The sequence below is a fragment of the Nitrosomonas sp. TNE100 genome (genome assembly GCF_055387135.1).
Genome location: NZ_AP040997.1, coordinates 704,960 through 721,254, shown reverse-complemented (window position 1 = coordinate 721,254; position 16,295 = coordinate 704,960). Strand labels below are relative to the sequence as shown.

12 protein-coding genes and 2 pseudogenes are annotated in these 16,295 nt (G+C 53.2%); 2 read left to right on the top strand and 12 right to left on the bottom strand.

The genetic code is table 11. The annotated features are described in order from the left end of the window. Position 1 precedes the first annotated feature (1 nt). From ACZ5EJ_RS03505 to ACZ5EJ_RS03470, 8 genes and pseudogenes are all read right to left on the bottom strand, one after another. Positions 2 to 328, bottom strand: coding sequence for a P-II family nitrogen regulator (locus ACZ5EJ_RS03505; RefSeq protein WP_011633894.1), 327 nt, complete (start codon positions 326 to 328; stop codon positions 2 to 4). Beyond that, positions 325 to 3,417 carry a DUF2309 domain-containing protein gene (locus ACZ5EJ_RS03500; RefSeq protein WP_464557491.1) on the bottom strand — a complete coding sequence of 1,031 codons (3,093 nt, stop codon included), beginning with the start codon at positions 3,415 to 3,417 and terminating at the stop codon, positions 325 to 327. The genes ACZ5EJ_RS03505 and ACZ5EJ_RS03500 overlap by 4 nt, the downstream gene beginning before the upstream one ends. Positions 3,418 to 3,449: 32 nt before the next feature. Next, on the bottom strand, positions 3,450 to 3,608 hold the full coding sequence (locus ACZ5EJ_RS03495; RefSeq protein WP_176752568.1) for a hypothetical protein: 159 nt from the start codon (positions 3,606 to 3,608) through the stop codon (positions 3,450 to 3,452). A 205-nt stretch (positions 3,609 to 3,813) separates the two neighbouring features. After that, complete coding sequence (locus ACZ5EJ_RS03490) at positions 3,814 to 4,140, bottom strand: P-II family nitrogen regulator (RefSeq protein ID WP_011633894.1); 327 nt, start codon at positions 4,138 to 4,140, stop codon at positions 3,814 to 3,816. Further along, positions 4,137 to 7,265 carry a DUF2309 domain-containing protein gene (locus ACZ5EJ_RS03485; RefSeq protein ID WP_107818335.1) on the bottom strand — a complete coding sequence of 1,043 codons (3,129 nt, stop codon included), beginning with the start codon at positions 7,263 to 7,265 and terminating at the stop codon, positions 4,137 to 4,139. Before ACZ5EJ_RS03485 ends, ACZ5EJ_RS03490 begins: the two co-directional genes overlap by 4 nt. After that, the gene (locus tag ACZ5EJ_RS03480) at positions 7,250 to 8,050 is read right to left on the bottom strand and encodes a hypothetical protein (protein ID WP_143000368.1); all 801 of its coding nucleotides are present in this window, start codon (positions 8,048 to 8,050) and stop codon (positions 7,250 to 7,252) included. Before ACZ5EJ_RS03480 ends, ACZ5EJ_RS03485 begins: the two co-directional genes overlap by 16 nt. A 3-nt stretch (positions 8,051 to 8,053) precedes the next feature. Further along, the gene (locus tag ACZ5EJ_RS03475) at positions 8,054 to 9,748 is read right to left on the bottom strand and encodes an NADH-quinone oxidoreductase subunit 5 family protein (protein ID WP_074455569.1); all 1,695 of its coding nucleotides are present in this window, start codon (positions 9,746 to 9,748) and stop codon (positions 8,054 to 8,056) included. Positions 9,749 to 9,961: 213 nt separating this feature from the next. After that, a pseudogene (locus ACZ5EJ_RS03470) lies at positions 9,962 to 10,722 on the bottom strand (IS5 family transposase). Positions 10,723 to 10,784: 62 nt separating this feature from the next. On the opposite strand from ACZ5EJ_RS03470, the pseudogene ACZ5EJ_RS03465 reads away from it, so the two are divergent. Continuing rightward, positions 10,785 to 11,048: pseudogene (locus ACZ5EJ_RS03465) on the top strand (response regulator); the annotation flags it as partial. 275 nt (positions 11,049 to 11,323) lie between these two features. Then, a complete protein-coding gene (locus ACZ5EJ_RS03460; RefSeq protein ID WP_464557707.1) occupies positions 11,324 to 11,593 on the top strand; it encodes a protein phosphatase CheZ in 270 nt (89 codons plus the stop codon). 157 nt (positions 11,594 to 11,750) lie between these two features. On the opposite strand, the gene ACZ5EJ_RS03455 is transcribed toward ACZ5EJ_RS03460, so the two are convergent. The 4 genes from ACZ5EJ_RS03455 to alaS all read right to left on the bottom strand — a co-directional run bounded on the left by ACZ5EJ_RS03455 (position 11,751) and on the right by alaS (position 16,286). Further along, entirely contained in the window at positions 11,751 to 11,897 is a 147-nt protein-coding gene (locus ACZ5EJ_RS03455; RefSeq protein WP_011633888.1) for a hypothetical protein, read from the bottom strand. Between the two features lie 203 nt (positions 11,898 to 12,100). After that, complete coding sequence (locus tag ACZ5EJ_RS03450) at positions 12,101 to 12,697, bottom strand: Smr/MutS family protein (RefSeq protein ID WP_256328246.1); 597 nt, start codon at positions 12,695 to 12,697, stop codon at positions 12,101 to 12,103. A 5-nt stretch (positions 12,698 to 12,702) separates the two neighbouring features. Continuing rightward, the gene (gene trxB, locus ACZ5EJ_RS03445; protein ID WP_011633886.1) at positions 12,703 to 13,656 is read right to left on the bottom strand and encodes a thioredoxin-disulfide reductase; all 954 of its coding nucleotides are present in this window, start codon (positions 13,654 to 13,656) and stop codon (positions 12,703 to 12,705) included. A 38-nt stretch (positions 13,657 to 13,694) separates the two neighbouring features. Beyond that, positions 13,695 to 16,286 carry an alanine--tRNA ligase gene (alaS, locus tag ACZ5EJ_RS03440; RefSeq protein WP_074455545.1) on the bottom strand — a complete coding sequence of 864 codons (2,592 nt, stop codon included), beginning with the start codon at positions 16,284 to 16,286 and terminating at the stop codon, positions 13,695 to 13,697. Positions 16,287 to 16,295: the final 9 nt, after the last annotated feature.

The window sequence follows — 16,295 nt, the reverse complement described above, 5'->3', positions numbered from 1 at the left end:
TTCAGGCCATGAACTTGACCGGACGGCCAACCTGGATATCGCTTACGAAAATCACTCCGGAATGAGCCTCGAAAAACGGCTGAAAGCCTTCGAGCAATGCATCGACAAGATTCGGTGACACCGCGACGATGATCATGATCAGCGCATCGTCCTCGTTGAACATCAAGTGTCCTCCGTAAAAACCTTGGCTACCCTTGCCCGAAAGATTGCCAACAATGGTGTAACCTTTTACGTCAGCGCGATCAAGCAAGCTGGTAGCGAATTCGCGATGCTCGCCTGCGAGGATGATTTCTAGTTTTTTCAGGGGAGAGAGTTTGAACGTGCTCATGCTGTGACGACCTCCTCGGTGTATGTCGATTGGGATGCGGATACGAAATGTACTTGCCACTCGCCATCGTCGAAAACATAGGCCTGCATATCCTGCGTCGGATCGAGGATAATGGTACGGACCCATTGCCCCTGCACCAGACTCTTGACCTTGGCTACGGCCTCGATGGCGCGGCGCGCGAAGTCCAGCGGCGCTTCAATCATCACGATCAGGCGCAGGGGCTCGTGATAAGGCTGACCATGGCGCATCACAGTCTGCGCCGGCAGCCCGGTGCGCAGATCGGACAGATTGCCGGTCATCACGCCAAAGCGCCCGGCAACGTTGTGATAAACCTTGCTGCCGCTGCCAAAATGAGTGTTGTCGACGGTGGAGAAGTAGTGCTCCATATTGATCCACTGCCCCACTACCACCGGGCCGGCAAGAATATTTTCCAGCAGGCGTCCCTTGGGATCGAGCTGCCAGTCATAGGATTGCAGAAAGGAACGTCCATGCAAATTGGCCTTCTGCGTTAAACCGCGTCGTCCCACGACGAAATACAGATTGCCCGACAATCCCCACTCAGGTCGCACCTGCGACCAGTCGTGCGACATGACACGTACTATGCGATGAGCCTGAGCCGGTTTCAAGGTTTTTGCTTGCGGCAGCAGCGTCGGAACGCGTTCGGCTGCAGAAAGCCGCGACGCTGCATACAGACCGTTCCGCAAACGCTCCAGATACACCAGTAACCGCGGCGGCAAAAGCTCCAGATTGCATAACTCAACGGTATCGGTGGTAGTCGTGTGCAGCCCGGGAACGAACCAGGTGTCGGCGGGAATATCTACCCCAATGGTCCGAAGTTTCGCCCGTACTTCGGCTTTATTGGCCATTTGCGCCAGCACCCTGGCGCTGACCAGCCCGTTGCTGCCGCCGCAGGCGCCGCAATCGAGCGCCGATTCGTAGGGATTGTTTTCCGAATGGCTGCCGTGTCCGATGAGCAACACGAAACGCGAGAAATTGCGGGTCAGGCCAATCGAAGTCAGCGCAGTCCAGACATAGTTGACCTGCTCGTCGAGCGAAAAACCAATCCGCCCCAAACGCAGCATCTGGTAATTCGCATATGACGAATTGACACGGTAAACCTCGCGCACTTGCTCGATGAATCGCGCTTCGCGTTCCAAGGAAAGACCAAACTCGCGCACCAGTATCGTGGTGCCGCTGCAATGGCCCAGCGCCGTTTCGCGCAGCTCGCGAATCATGTCGTCGTTGACGCGCTCCCGCTCGATGCCCAGCTCAATACGCAAAGCATTGACGATCATCGCTCTCTGCAGAGCACGCACAATGGAGTCCGCTTGTTCGCGGCTGAGCTTGTCCAGCAGCAAATGGGTGAACGGATGCGGTGCATCCAGCCGGCTGCGCCAACGGTGATAGGCCAACGGCGCCATGGTCTTGCCAATCAAATCGAAGCCGAACAGCGCGCCAATGGCCTCAACCGTGACAAAGGGAGAGATCACCGAACTCTTCAGATCGTGCAGCACATGGCCAAGGGTCGAGACAAAATCCTCTTCGTCGAAGTCGATTGCAGCGGAAATCTCGAGCACGAGATTTTTTGGCGTGACTATCGCCGGACACAAATGGGTTTCACTTCCTTTGCCGTAACCCAAAAAGCCCACGGGAACGCCAAAGAACCCAACAATGCCGAACGTCAGGAAATCTCCGACGTTCTCCAGATTGCGCCGCAGTCGCTCAGAACGCGCATCAATGCAAAACAGCGCCTGTGCAAAAGCGCGCTTCGGCACCGCCGGCTCGTCCGGGGTCACGATCTGGCTCAGCAGATGGTCGATGGCGCGCGCTTCAAGTGCACGCAGCCACATCGACCCTTCCTGCACGGCAAAGCGCTGCAGCACCTCAAGGACTTCGGCGGCGCCCTGCGCTCCGAGCGCGGCCAGCGTCTGCACCGGTGTTCCAGCCTCCATCGCGATTTTTTGCAGTATCTGGCCCTGCCGCTGCGCATGTACGCGTCGCCATTCTTTCGCGTAGTCCTCGGCCAGTCGAGCTATGCGATTCCCGCTGGATCGCTCCAGCGCATCATCGATACGTTGGGCCCACCCAGGTAAAAGCTCTCCTGCGTGCAACGCGTAGCGCAATAGGGCACAGTCGCGCTGCTCGCGCAAAAAGGCGTCGAACGCAGGTCGGTTCGCGGGTGTTTTGCGATGCCGCGCGCTTTCCTCGATCAGCGCCAGCGCGAATACCAAGCGCACGGCAAGGAAATCGACCAGATCGGCCGGGTGCTTGCGTCCCCAATGATAATGCTCGGCTCCCGAGCGCCAGCGGATAAAGCCGGCCCAACCATGCAGCCGTAACAGTTCGCGCGAAAAATACGCTTGCCAATGCTCTTCGGCAATGCCTAACGATTGCATGACGTGAACAATCGCGGCATCTGCACGTGGCGCCTGATCGAGGATACGCTTGATCGCCAACCCGCGCAAAAACATGCGGCCGTTGCGCCGAGCAACATCAGCCCAGGCAGCGTAAAAACCCTGCTTCCGACCGGGCATGCGCCACGATGACTGATCTTCGTCGAAAAAATCCAAACAGCTTTTGACCACCAGCTCGTCAAGCTCAGCAGCAAGATTGGTTCCCCACAGCGAATCGATACACTCGGTCAGCGGCCGCCAAGGAGGCAGATCGGCAAGCATCGCAGCATCCAGACCGGCTGCGATGGCGCCGTCATTTGGGATAGCCTGGCCAGCCAGCACTGCAGCGACGTCTTCGGCTGAGGCATGCGGCACATAGGGCGAGGCGTCGGTCGGCGCTTTGCGCACCGCGCTCAGCCAGCGCTGCCAGTCGATGCCATCGATACTGGGTGCGGTCTGCGCGAACTGCGCGGTAATCGCGTCGAGCATGCGCACATCGCCCTTGCCTTCGCGCAGATAATGCTGATAGGTAGTGCGTGGAAGGTACACGCGGGCATGGAAAAGCCCGCGCGCAGCCTGAACCGCCTCTGTGAACGGCAAGCCTTCCAGCCCATGCAGGGGATTGTTGTGAATAAATGTGCGCATCGGCCAGAACAACGGTACAGGCTCGGCAGCCACATAGACCGTGGCATGCACGCGCAAGATCTTGCCTAAGTTCAATGCATCAACTATGTCATGCTCCAAAGAGAAGCGGCCACAATCACGGCCACGGCCAGCAACGCGGCCAGAACAGTCCAGAATACCGGGATGTCGTGCACTGCAGATTTGAAAACATATTCAGCGTGCGGCACTCCAAACAGAAATCCCTGCCATATCTGCGCTCCCATCCAACTCTACAGTAGCCAAACGATGAGAACGCTGACAACGGTCGCAGCATTACTCAGGCCCAGCAAATCGCGCTCAACGTCGCACACTTTCCGATTATACGGCAAAGTTCCATTCTTCATCTGATACATCTGTCGGATAGGGCTTACGTTTGATCATCTCAATAGAGTAACTAACTCTTGGACAAAGTGCTTAACACATTCTAATTCAGGCCATGAACTTGACCGGACGGCCAACCTGGATATCGCTTACGAAAATCACTCCGGAATGAGCCTCGAAAAACGGCTGAAAGCCTTCGAGCAATGCATCGACAAGATTCGGTGACACCGCGACGATGATCATGATCAGCGCATCGTCCTCGTTGAACATCAAGTGTCCTCCGTAAAAACCTTGGCTACCCTTGCCCGAAAGATTGCCAACAATGGTGTAACCTTTTACGTCAGCGCGATCAAGCAAGCTGGTAGCGAATTCGCGATGCTCGCCTGCGAGGATGATTTCTAGTTTTTTCAGGGGAGAGAGTTTGAACGTGCTCATGCTGTGACGACCTCCTCGGTGTATGTCGATTGGGATGCGGATACGAAATGTACTTGCCACTCGCCATCGTCGAAAACATAGGCCTGCATATCCTGCGTCGGATCGAGGATAATGGTACGGACCCATTGCCCCTGCACCAGACTCTTGACCTTGGCTACGGCCTCGATGGCGCGGCGCGCGAAGTCCAGCGGCGCTTCAATCATCACGATCAGGCGCAGGGGCTCGTGATAAGGCTGACCATGGCGCATCACAGTCTGCGCCGGCAGCCCGGTGCGCAGATCGGACAGATTGCCGGTCATCACGCCAAAGCGCCCGGCAACGTTGTGATAAACCTTGCTGCCGCTGCCAAAATGAGTGTTGTCGACGGTGGAGAAGTAGTGCTCCATATTGATCCACTGCCCCACTACCACCGGGCCGGCAAGAATATTTTCCAGCAGGCGTCCCTTGGGATCGAGCTGCCAGTCATAGGATTGCAGAAAGGAACGTCCATGCAAATTGGCCTTCTGCGTTAAACCGCGTCGTCCCACGACGAAATACAGATTGCCCGACAATCCCCACTCAGGTCGCACCTGCGACCAGTCGTGCGACATGACACGTACTATGCGATGAGCCTGAGCCGGTTTCAAGGTTTTTGCTTGCGGCAGCAGCGTCGGAACGCGTTCGGCTGCAGAAAGCCGCGACGCTGCATACAGACCGTTCCGCAAACGCTCCAGATACACCAGTAACCGCGGCGGCAAAAGCTCCAGATTGCATAACTCAACGGTATCGGTGGTAGTCGTGTGCAGCCCGGGAACGAACCAGGTGTCGGCGGGAATATCTACCCCAATGGTCCGAAGTTTCGCCCGTACTTCGGCTTTATTGGCCATTTGCGCCAGCACCCTGGCGCTGACCAGCCCGTTGCTGCCGCCGCAGGCGCCGCAATCGAGCGCCGATTCGTAGGGATTGTTTTCCGAATGGCTGCCGTGTCCGATGAGCAACACGAAACGCGAGAAATTGCGGGTCAGGCCAATCGAAGTCAGCGCAGTCCAGACATAGTTGACCTGCTCGTCGAGCGAAAAACCAATCCGCCCCAAACGCAGCATCTGGTAATTCGCATATGACGAATTGACACGGTAAACCTCGCGCACTTGCTCGATGAATCGCGCTTCGCGTTCCAAGGAAAGACCAAACTCGCGCACCAGTATCGTGGTGCCGCTGCAATGGCCCAGCGCCGTTTCGCGCAGCTCGCGAATCATGTCGTCGTTGACGCGCTCCCGCTCGATGCCCAGCTCAATACGCAAAGCATTGACGATCATCGCTCTCTGCAGAGCACGCACAATGGAGTCCGCTTGTTCGCGGCTGAGCTTGTCCAGCAGCAAATGGGTGAACGGATGCGGTGCATCCAGCCGGCTGCGCCAACGGTGATAGGCCAACGGCGCCATGGTCTTGCCAATCAAATCGAAGCCGAACAGCGCGCCAATGGCCTCAACCGTGACAAAGGGAGAGATCACCGAACTCTTCAGATCGTGCAGCACATGGCCAAGGGTCGAGACAAAATCCTCTTCGTCGAAGTCGATTGCAGCGGAAATCTCGAGCACGAGATTTTTTGGCGTGACTATCGCCGGACACAAATGGGTTTCACTTCCTTTGCCGTAACCCAAAAAGCCCACGGGAACGCCAAAGAACCCAACAATGCCGAACGTCAGGAAATCTCCGACGTTCTCCAGATTGCGCCGCAGTCGCTCAGAACGCGCATCAATGCAAAACAGCGCCTGTGCAAAAGCGCGCTTCGGCACCGCCGGCTCGTCCGGGGTCACGATCTGGCTCAGCAGATGGTCGATGGCGCGCGCTTCAAGTGCACGCAGCCACATCGACCCTTCCTGCACGGCAAAGCGCTGCAGCACCTCAAGGACTTCGGCGGCGCCCTGCGCTCCGAGCGCGGCCAGCGTCTGCACCGGTGTTCCAGCCTCCATCGCGATTTTTTGCAGTATCTGGCCCTGCCGCTGCGCATGTACGCGTCGCCATTCTTTCGCGTAGTCCTCGGCCAGTCGAGCTATGCGATTCCCGCTGGATCGCTCCAGCGCATCATCGATACGTTGGGCCCACCCAGGTAAAAGCTCTCCTGCGTGCAACGCGTAGCGCAATAGGGCACAGTCGCGCTGCTCGCGCAAAAAGGCGTCGAACGCAGGTCGGTTCGCGGGTGTTTTGCGATGCCGCGCGCTTTCCTCGATCAGCGCCAGCGCGAATACCAAGCGCACGGCAAGGAAATCGACCAGATCGGCCGGGTGCTTGCGTCCCCAATGATAATGCTCGGCTCCCGAGCGCCAGCGGATAAAGCCGGCCCAACCATGCAGCCGTAACAGTTCGCGCGAAAAATACGCTTGCCAATGCTCTTCGGCAATGCCTAACGATTGCATGACGTGAACAATCGCGGCATCTGCACGTGGCGCCTGATCGAGGATACGCTTGATCGCCAACCCGCGCAAAAACATGCGGCCGTTGCGCCGAGCAACATCAGCCCAGGCAGCGTAAAAACCCTGCTTCCGACCGGGCATGCGCCACGATGACTGATCTTCGTCGAAAAAATCCAAACAGCTTTTGACCACCAGCTCGTCAAGCTCAGCAGCAAGATTGGTTCCCCACAGCGAATCGATACACTCGGTCAGCGGCCGCCAAGGAGGCAGATCGGCAAGCATCGCAGCATCCAGACCGGCTGCGATGGCGCCGTCATTTGGGATAGCCTGGCCAGCCAGCACTGCAGCGACGTCTTCGGCTGAGGCATGCGGCACATAGGGCGAGGCGTCGGTCGGCGCTTTGCGCACCGCGCTCAGCCAGCGCTGCCAGTCGATGCCATCGATACTGGGTGCGGTCTGCGCGAACTGCGCGGTAATCGCGTCGAGCATGCGCACATCGCCCTTGCCTTCGCGCAGATAATGCTGATAGGTAGTGCGTGGAAGGTACACGCGGGCATGGAAAAGCCCGCGCGCAGCCTGAACCGCCTCTGTGAACGGCAAGCCTTCCAGCCCATGCAGGGGATTATTGTAAATAAATGTGCGCATCGGCCAGAACAACGGTACAGGCTCGGCAGCCACATAGACCGTGGCATGCACGCGCAAGATCTTGCCTAAGTTCAATGCATCAACCATGTCATGCTCCAAAGAGAAGCGGCCACAATCACGGCCACGGCCAGCAACGCGGCCAGAACAGTCCAGAATACCGGGATGTCGTGCACTGCAGATTTGAAAACATATTCAGCGTGCGGCACTCCAAACAGAAATCCCTGCCATATCTGCGCTCCCGCCCAACTCCACAGCAGCCAAACGATGAGAACACTGACAACGGTCGCAGCATTACTCAGGCTCAACAAATAGATCATCGCGAAAAATACAGGAAATACCGGCGCGCCGAGGGCGGCGAGAACTGAGAGCGTGGTTGCCGCACCCAGACGCGGCATCGCCCGCGCCAAGCCCGGCCGCAGGCCGACGTAGGCATCACCCCAGCGGTTGCACAAGCAATGACTGACCAGAGCTAGCGCCAGCACGGTCACAGATAGGCATGCCATTACCGCGCTCAGCTCTATTGCGCCGGCCCCGCCAATGACGCCGATCCAAGCCAGCGCCCAGGCCGAGCTCGCATAAAATCCGATCCAGATGTCGAGATCGCGAGTCGACAGCATACGCCAAGCGTAGAAAAGAGATGTGCCGGTTGCCCACGCAAGCACGGCAGATGTCCATGCCTGTGAAAGATGCATGCTGGCTCCGGAAATCAGCCACACGCCGATTTGCGGCCAAATCAGCAGCAAGGCTGCGCGCAACCACACCAAGCGCACCGCACGCAATACGGTGTTGAAAACCATGCTAAACGGGAATAGTGGCAGAAAAAAAACTGCCAACAATGCCATCAGTGAGATCATCATCGGTGTCGTCTCCATGAATCAAACCCAGCGCAGCCATACGTTCACGCGCTTGGAGCCGTCTTGTAGCATGCGCCCCAGACGCGCAAACACATCAACCACGTAGAACTCGCGCGAGAACAAAGCGTAAAGATTGAGGTAAACGATATTCCTGACCCTCGAACGTCCACCCATATTCGATGAGTCAGCGTACAAAATGACGAGCCATGCTGCCACCAAGATCAAGGTCAGCACCACCACGATGATATCGAAAACAATCAGATCGACTCCTGCTGCGGCATATATCGCATTTACCAGAGTTGCGTCGGGATAGAGGAACTGCTCGAACAGATGCCCTATTATCGTATAACCCACAACGACGATGACAAACGACAGGAAGATCATTCCCATCAACCGCCATGGATTCTCGGTAGACAAACGGTGAATCGAGAAAAAGACCTGGGCACCCGTGATCCAGCCGAAAAACAGCAGAATGACCGCCCCTTGCTTATGCACGAAATCAGCTGCCACCAGCAGATGCGAAAAGCCGAGCACGAAGGCCGGAACTAGCACTGTCACTGCCAATGCGACCAACCAGGGCAGGCGCACCAAGCGCAACGGCTTACGTTCGACTACCGAGGTGTAGATATCGTCAGGAGGCACGCCATCGTTGCGGCGCGCATCGCTGATCACACCACCCGACCCGAGAAACAGCGTAGCCTTGAACAGACCGTGGGCAACAAGATGGTACACTGCGAGCGAAAACGCTCCGAGCCCGCACTCCATCACCATGAAACCCATCTGACCCATCGTTGAGTAACCCAGCGATTTCTTGATATCGTTTTGCGTGAGCATCAGTGCCGATCCAATCAGCGCGGTCAACAATCCAACCGTGAACACCACGTGCAGCACGTCCGACGTGTGTACGAACAAGGGGGCAAAACGGTTGAGCAAAAAGCCGCCGGCGTTGACGATACCAGCATGCATCAGTGCCGACACCGGGGTTGGCCCCTCCATTGTGTACGGCAACCAGGAATGCAGCGGAAACTGCGCGGAACGCGCAAACGCAGCCAACGCCACCAGCATCGCTGCAGTGCTTGTCGCCGGCCAGCCGGCGACTGTCACGTCGGGATTGGCCGCGATGCGCGCGAACAGTTCGGACAACTGCATCGTGCCGTAAGCGTGTCCAAGCACAAGAGCCGCACCGAGCAAAGGCAGGTCGCCGGCGCGATAGGTGATGAAAGTCCAGAACGCATAGCGTCCGCTGGCCGCGCGCGTGGTGTCGTGTCCCAGCAGGAAGTACAGTAGCACCCCCACCAGGAACCAGGACATGACCAGCGTGAGCAAGTCGGATGCGCACACCAGCAGCAAAATGTTCGCCGTCATCAGATCCAGCAACGCGAAGAACCGCGCATAGCTGGGCTCGTCAGCCATATACTGCACCGCGTACATATGCACGATCAAACTAATGCCCGAGACCAGTATCGCCATGACTACGGCTAAGTGATCAAGGATTAAGGCCAGCGGCCCGGCGCGCAACACCAGGACCTGTTCAGCCGGCATTTGCAGTACCGCAATCAAGAGGGCCAGCGCCAGCAGCAGAGTCAATCCCATGAAACCTGTGCTGATCCGCGCCGCCAGATGCTTGGCGGAGCGAGACAGCAACGGTGCGACGACGGCAGAAAGAACCGGCAGGGCCGGCAAAGCCACTAGACAAAACGCGACCCAATCGTTCACGACAGATATGTCCTCGATAAAGGGAAAGAGAAATGCGTCAAGATGTGGACCCGCTCTTCCGGATTGCACTGGACGCCCGTTTCTGAACCGAGGCGAACCCTATCCATCCATTCGCATCGGCAATGCCATCCTAAAGGCAGTCAAAGGATAATGAAAATTTGAAATTCTTATTTAGAACATAAGAAAAAATTATGCTTTACCCGGGCAGTGTAGTCACAAGATATTTGCCCCAAGAGCGATACACCTGATTTGCACGGCAGTAAGAAAGGAAGAGGTATTTTTAGCATATCGTGTAGCAATACCACGCCATCTTTTTAGATGAAGGAAAGTATTTTCAAAGAGATACCTCAGTTTATACAATTCATTATCATAATGATCTTTGCATTTTCCTATTTTTTTGGTGAAATAACAACGTTCATCTTCTGTTTTTTCGCCTGTTCAATAATGAACATTACTGTCATAACCGTAATCAGCCAATAGATAATCGACATCGATTCCTTCATCAGGTGGCCAGCTTGCGTGCAATCAGCAGTGGCATCTTGCGTGACAAGGATTCTGATCGGCATACCATGCGCATCCACAGCCAGATATATTTTGGTGTTGAGCTTCCTTTTGTCCGACTCATATCCTGATTACCACCTCTGGCTCCACTGGCATGGGGGTGAACCTTGCAGTGGCTGGCATCAATCATCAGCTATTCATAATCTGGGTCATCAATCAGAATTTCCAGCAACTTTTCCCAGATACCCTTATCACGCCAGCGAATAAAGCAGCGATGGGTGTTGCTCCAGCCTCCGTAGTCCGGCGGTAAATCCCTCCATGGAGCGCCTGTTCTTATATCCAGAAAACAGCATTGAAAATCGACGATTATCTGCAGCCACCTCTCCCTATACTCCTTCGCGCCCCGGTAAATGACCCTCCAGCAATGTCCATACCTTATCCGAAATATCATGTCTGCGATGTGATTGTGTCATATGAAATCCTTTTGTTTTTTAAAAGAATCTCAAATTTTTAATCTCATGACTACACTATCTAAAAACTTCGCGATGGTGGTTTTGATTTTGTTGTTTCCGACTGGAACATACCCAATATGGATGGATTAGCCATGTTACAAAATGTCCGTGCGGATGATGCATTGAAAGACATCCCCGTGCTAATGATCACCGCCGAAGCCAAGAAAGAAAACATTATTGTCGCGGCTCAAGCCGGCGCAAGCAGGTATATCGCCAAACCTTTTACTGCAGCCACACTCGACGAGAAACTGAACAAAATTCTTCAGAATATGGCGGTACATGCGTAAACCTGGAGTTTTTATTGATTAGTCAATAGGTATTGCCAAAAAATGAACAGCAGCTTGGATACTAATGAAAAAATTGTAGATCATCTGAAATGGGTTACGAGAGTGATATACAGTTGATTGGCCGAGCTTGGACATGATCAGCGTTTGCAACAAATTACATTATTAGCAAAACAACTCAATCTGCCAAATCTACTCCGTTCGCGGTAGAGGATGCCAAGCCCATCCTTGAGAATCTGTCTGCAAACGCCGAAAGTTTACATAAATTATAGAAGCAGATACCTGAAGAAACCGTAACCACCATAGCAAACGAACCTGTTATACATCGTGCACTCAAGCAGACTCTTGATTTTCTGAATGAAGTTCCGGATCAAACGGCTGCCACACAAATCTATCTGACAGAAATTCTGGCAGCACAAAACTTTCATGATCTGACAGGCCAGTTTGTCCAGAGAATCTTGCAAACAATTGAAACAATTGAGAGGGGAAACTCAACAATTGTTGGGAGATACTCCGGCCAGCAAAGAAATAGCAACCAAACCGAGTAACAATCTATTAAACGGCCCGGAAATTAACCCAAAAAACAAGAAGATGTTTACGTCAACCAGGCACAGGTTAATGATCTGCTGGCAAAATTGGGATTCTAAAATCATTATTACAAAAGCAGTTTCTAACTAATGGGGGATAGTTACGTCTTAAAGATGATTACTTGTCATAAAACGTAACTATCCCTGTATCCACATCGTACATTCCACCTTCCAAAGCAATTTCCTTGTTATCCAGCAAAGTAGTCAGATTGCCCAGTTTGATACCGTGGCACGCGCCCTTGACTGCACCACATTTGGAATTCACCTGTTTCTCAATATCACTCCTGCATGTAGAAAAACGATGATAGCCATTTGTGAATCGTTCGATACAAGGCTCGGGGAGGGTTCAATACTTTATAAAAACAGGTAAAAAATTTCTGTATGTTGGATGCATGTCGGGCAAAGGGCGACGAAGCGGCAGAGTTATTTCCAGGCTTCCAGAAACAGATAAACGATCAACTGCAATTTTCAGGGTGACTTATCCGCATTTCTCAAAAGAACCAGTACAGCGCCACTTCCCCCATGTTCAGGCAGCGCCTGGCAAAAAGCGAGCACATCATCATGGCGCATCAGCCAGTTGCCTGTCAGAATTTTTAGTACCGGTCTGCGGTTCTTTGAACTGAGTCCTCTGCCATGAATAACACGTACACAGCGATATCCCTGCAAAATAACAGCCTCCAGAAATGTTATCAATACCCGATACGCCTCATCCCGATTTAATCCATGCAGATCAAGTTCATCCTGAATAGACCAATATCCACGCCGTAGCTTGCGCAAGGTATATCGCTGCAGACCAGGACGGGCAAACGACCATTCATCACCCTCTCCTATCTCTTGCTGATGACCGCCGGGCAAGTCATGGTCAACACAAGGCAGGATTGGTACATGAGGTTGAATAAACAGCCGGCGTTTTGATTGAGAAAGCATCACTTTCCTCCCAGTCTTGGCAAGCGGTTTAACTCCCTGCATAGCCTCGCGGAACAAGGCAGCAGCATCATGGATAGTCTCCTGACTGGATGACGGGTTATCCTTCTCTATACGTAAATATGCGGACAGAAAATTCATGGCACTCAGCTGGATTTTTCAAGATATCTTTCCGCATCCAGAGCAGCCATACAGCCACTGCCGGCACTGGTAACCGCCTGGCGATAAATATGATCCTGCACGTCACCAGCCGCGAATACACCCGGGATACTGGTCGCTGTTGCATTACCCTCGTTCCCACCTTGCGTAATAATGTAGCCATTTTTCATTTCCAGCTGTCCCTGGAATAGATCAGTATTGGGATGATGCCCGATAGCGATGAACACACCCTGCAAATCAAGATCACGTGCCGTATCGTCCCGGACATGACGAATGCGAACTCCGGTAACGCCACTGTCATCACCCTTCACCTCTTCCAGAACGTGATCAAGCGCTAGCTCAATCTTGCCGCTTTGTACCTTTTCCATCAATTTGTCGATCAGAATTTTTTCTGAACGGAACTTGTCACGACGATGTACCACAGTTACCTTACGAGCAATATTAGAAAGATACAACGCTTCCTCTACTGCGGTATTCCCTCCCCCAATGACAGCCACATCCTGATTTTTATAGAAAAACCCATCACAAGTTGCACAGGCTGAAACCCCTTTCCCCATAAAAGCTTCCTCTGAAGGCAGCCCGAGATATTTCGCCGAAGCGCCTGTCGCAATAATCAGTGCATCACAGGTGTAGGTTCCTTGGTCGCCTGTCAGTTCAAACGACTTTCCTGACAATTTGGCGGTATGGATATGATCAAATATGATTTCAGTCTGAAAACGCTCAGCATGCTTCAGAAAGCGCTCCATCAACTCTGGACCCTGCACCCCGGCAACATCCGCCGGCCAGTTATCCACATCCGTCGTCGTCGTGAGTTGCCCACCTTGCGCCATCCCGGTAATCAGCACCGGATTGAGATTCGCCCGTGCAGCATAAATGGCTGCTGTATAGCCGGCTGGGCCGGATCCGAGAATGAGTAATTTGCAATGTCTGGTTGTTGTCATATTGAATAAGAGGTATTTGAATAATTTTTAATTACAGGTTAAAGATTGCGTTCTACCCAGCCCGCCACACTTGTCAGAGCTTGCGGTAGCTTGTCTGGCAGCGTCCCGCCGGCCTGCGCCATATCCGCACGCCCGCCGCCTTTCCCGCCCACCTGTTGCGCAACAAAGTTGATCAGGTCACCTGCTTTGAGCTTTGCTGTCAGATCATTGGTTACACCGGCAATAAGCATTACTTTATCGTCTTCGATGGTACCCAGCACGACAACACACGATTTCAACCGACTCTTGAAATTATCCAGTGTTTCACGCAATGTTCTAACGTTCACATTTTCCAGCGCTGCCGCCAACACTCGTATTCCCTTGATTTCCTGCGCCTGCTCAATCAGGGAAGAACTTTGCATGCCAGCAAGCTTCGATCGCAAAACTGTGATTTCCTTCTCTACTTGTCTGACATGATCCAGCACTTGGGATAACTTCAGAGCAGCTTCGTGTGGTGCTGCCTTGAGCACATCAGAAACCTGTTGCAACTGTTGCTCCTGTTGCTGTGTGTAAGCCAATGCAGCCTCACCCGTCAATGCTTCAATCCGGCGAATACCCGCTGCCACGCCAGATTCAGCAACAATCCGGAAGAAACCGATATCGCCACTGTGTTGCACATGAGTACCACCACATAGCTCGGTTGAAAAATCGCCCATTGATACAACACGTACCGTATCACTGTATTTTTCACCGAATAATGCCATGGCACCTTGCTTGACGGCCTCATCATAGGCCATCAACTGTGTCGCCACCTCATGGTTCTTACGGATTTGCGCATTGACGAGATTTTCAACCTGGCGAATCTCGTTTGCCTGCATAGCGCTGTTATGGGAAAAATCGAAGCGCAACCTATCAGCATCAACCAGTGATCCTTTTTGCGTGACATGATTACCCAATATCTGGCGTAATGCAGCATGCAGCAAATGTGTCGCGGAATGATTGTAGGCAGTATTGATTCGAGCAATCGGATTAACCCTGGCGATCACCCGATCACCTGTCACCAGCCGACCACTACTCAGCATTCCGGCATGGCCAAATACCTTGGCCTGAATTTTCTGAGTATCTTTTACGGTAAAAGTGCCGCTACCTGACAGAAGTTCTCCGCTGTCGCCGGCTTGGCCACCTGATTCTGCATAAAAAGGAGTCTGATCCAGCACAACCACAGCTTCATCACCGGCCTCTATGAAATCCACATGGCTGCCTTCCTTATACAACACCAAAATATGCGCTTCATGCTGCAACGTTTCATAGCCGTGAAACTCGGTTGGTAATCCAACATATTCAAGACCCGCCTGCATAGTGAATTTGCCGCTGGCACGTGCGCGATCCCGTTGTTGGGCCATACACATCTCAAATCCGGCCAGATCAATTCCACCTCCCCGTTCACGAGCAATATCCGCAGTCAAATCAACCGGAAAACCGAAGGTATCGTACAGACGGAAAACAACATCGCCCGGAAGCATATTACTTTCCCGAGCCAATGCTGCTTCCAGCACTCCCATGCCATTCTCCAGTGTTTCAGCAAAACGTTCTTCTTCCTGCCTGATAACAGCGATCACATGCTTCTTGGCAGTCATCAATTCCGGATAGGCCTGCCCCATGACATCAACCAGATCATCCACCAGCAAATGAAAAAAGGACTGTTTCTGTCCGAGCCGGTATCCATGCCGAATGGCGCGACGCAGGATACGCCGCAACACATAACCTCGTCCTTCGTTGCCTGGAATCACACCATCCGTAATCAGGAAAGCACAGGCACGGATATGATCAGCAATAACCTTGAGCGAGTTGTTTGACAAATCCTGTTCACCGGTCACTCTGGCAGCCGCTTCAATCAAACAGCGAAACAGGTCGATTTCATAATTGCTGTGAACCTGTTGCATAACAGCTGCAATACGCTCCAGACCCATGCCAGTATCCACCGATGGTTTGGGTAAAGGATGCAGCTCGCCACTGGTATCGCGGTTATATTGCATGAATACCAGATTCCAGATTTCGACATAACGATCACCATCTGCATCCTCGGATCCGGGTGGGCCACCCGCCACTTCCGGGCCATGATCATAAAAAATTTCGGAACAGGGGCCACAAGGCCCTGTCTCCCCCATCTGCCAGAAATTATCTGATGTTGCAATACGCACCAGCCGGGAAGGAGCAATCTTCACCTCATTCAGCCAGATATCCGCTGCTTCATCATCCTCCGCATATACAGTTGCCCATAGCTTATCCTTGGGAATATTTAACGGACCGGTCAGAAATTCCCAGGCAAACAAAATAGCATTACGCTTAAAATAATCTCCAAAGCTGAAATTACCGAGCATTTCAAAAAAAGTATGATGCCGCGCGGTATAACCTACATTTTCCAGATCATTATGCTTGCCACCTGCACGCACGCAACGCTGGGCACTGACGGCACGAACGTAAGGGCGTTTATCCTGACCAAGAAACACGTCCTTGAATTGCACCATACCTGCATTGGTAAACAGCAAGGTGGGGTCATTCCCTGGCACCAGCGGACTGGATGGCACGACGACATGCCCATGTGTCTCAAAAAAATCAAGAAATTTCTGCCTGATTTCACTGCTTTTCATCCTGAAAAC

Bases quoted from the DNA above. Each gene is read 5' to 3' on its own strand.
- alaS (WP_074455545.1), bottom strand. From the start codon at position 16,286: ATGAAAAGCAGTGAAATCAGGCAGAAATTTCTTGATTTTTTTGAGACA.
- ACZ5EJ_RS03480 (WP_143000368.1), bottom strand. From the start codon at position 8,050: ATGGAGACGACACCGATGATGATCTCACTGATGGCATTGTTGGCAGTT.
- ACZ5EJ_RS03485 (WP_107818335.1), bottom strand. From the start codon at position 7,265: ATGGTTGATGCATTGAACTTAGGCAAGATCTTGCGCGTGCATGCCACG.
- ACZ5EJ_RS03495 (WP_176752568.1), bottom strand. From the start codon at position 3,608: ATGGGAGCGCAGATATGGCAGGGATTTCTGTTTGGAGTGCCGCACGCT.
- ACZ5EJ_RS03490 (WP_011633894.1), bottom strand. From the start codon at position 4,140: ATGAGCACGTTCAAACTCTCTCCCCTGAAAAAACTAGAAATCATCCTC.
- ACZ5EJ_RS03450 (WP_256328246.1), bottom strand. From the start codon at position 12,697: ATGAATTTTCTGTCCGCATATTTACGTATAGAGAAGGATAACCCGTCA.
- ACZ5EJ_RS03505 (WP_011633894.1), bottom strand. From the start codon at position 328: ATGAGCACGTTCAAACTCTCTCCCCTGAAAAAACTAGAAATCATCCTC.
- trxB (WP_011633886.1), bottom strand. From the start codon at position 13,656: ATGACAACAACCAGACATTGCAAATTACTCATTCTCGGATCCGGCCCA.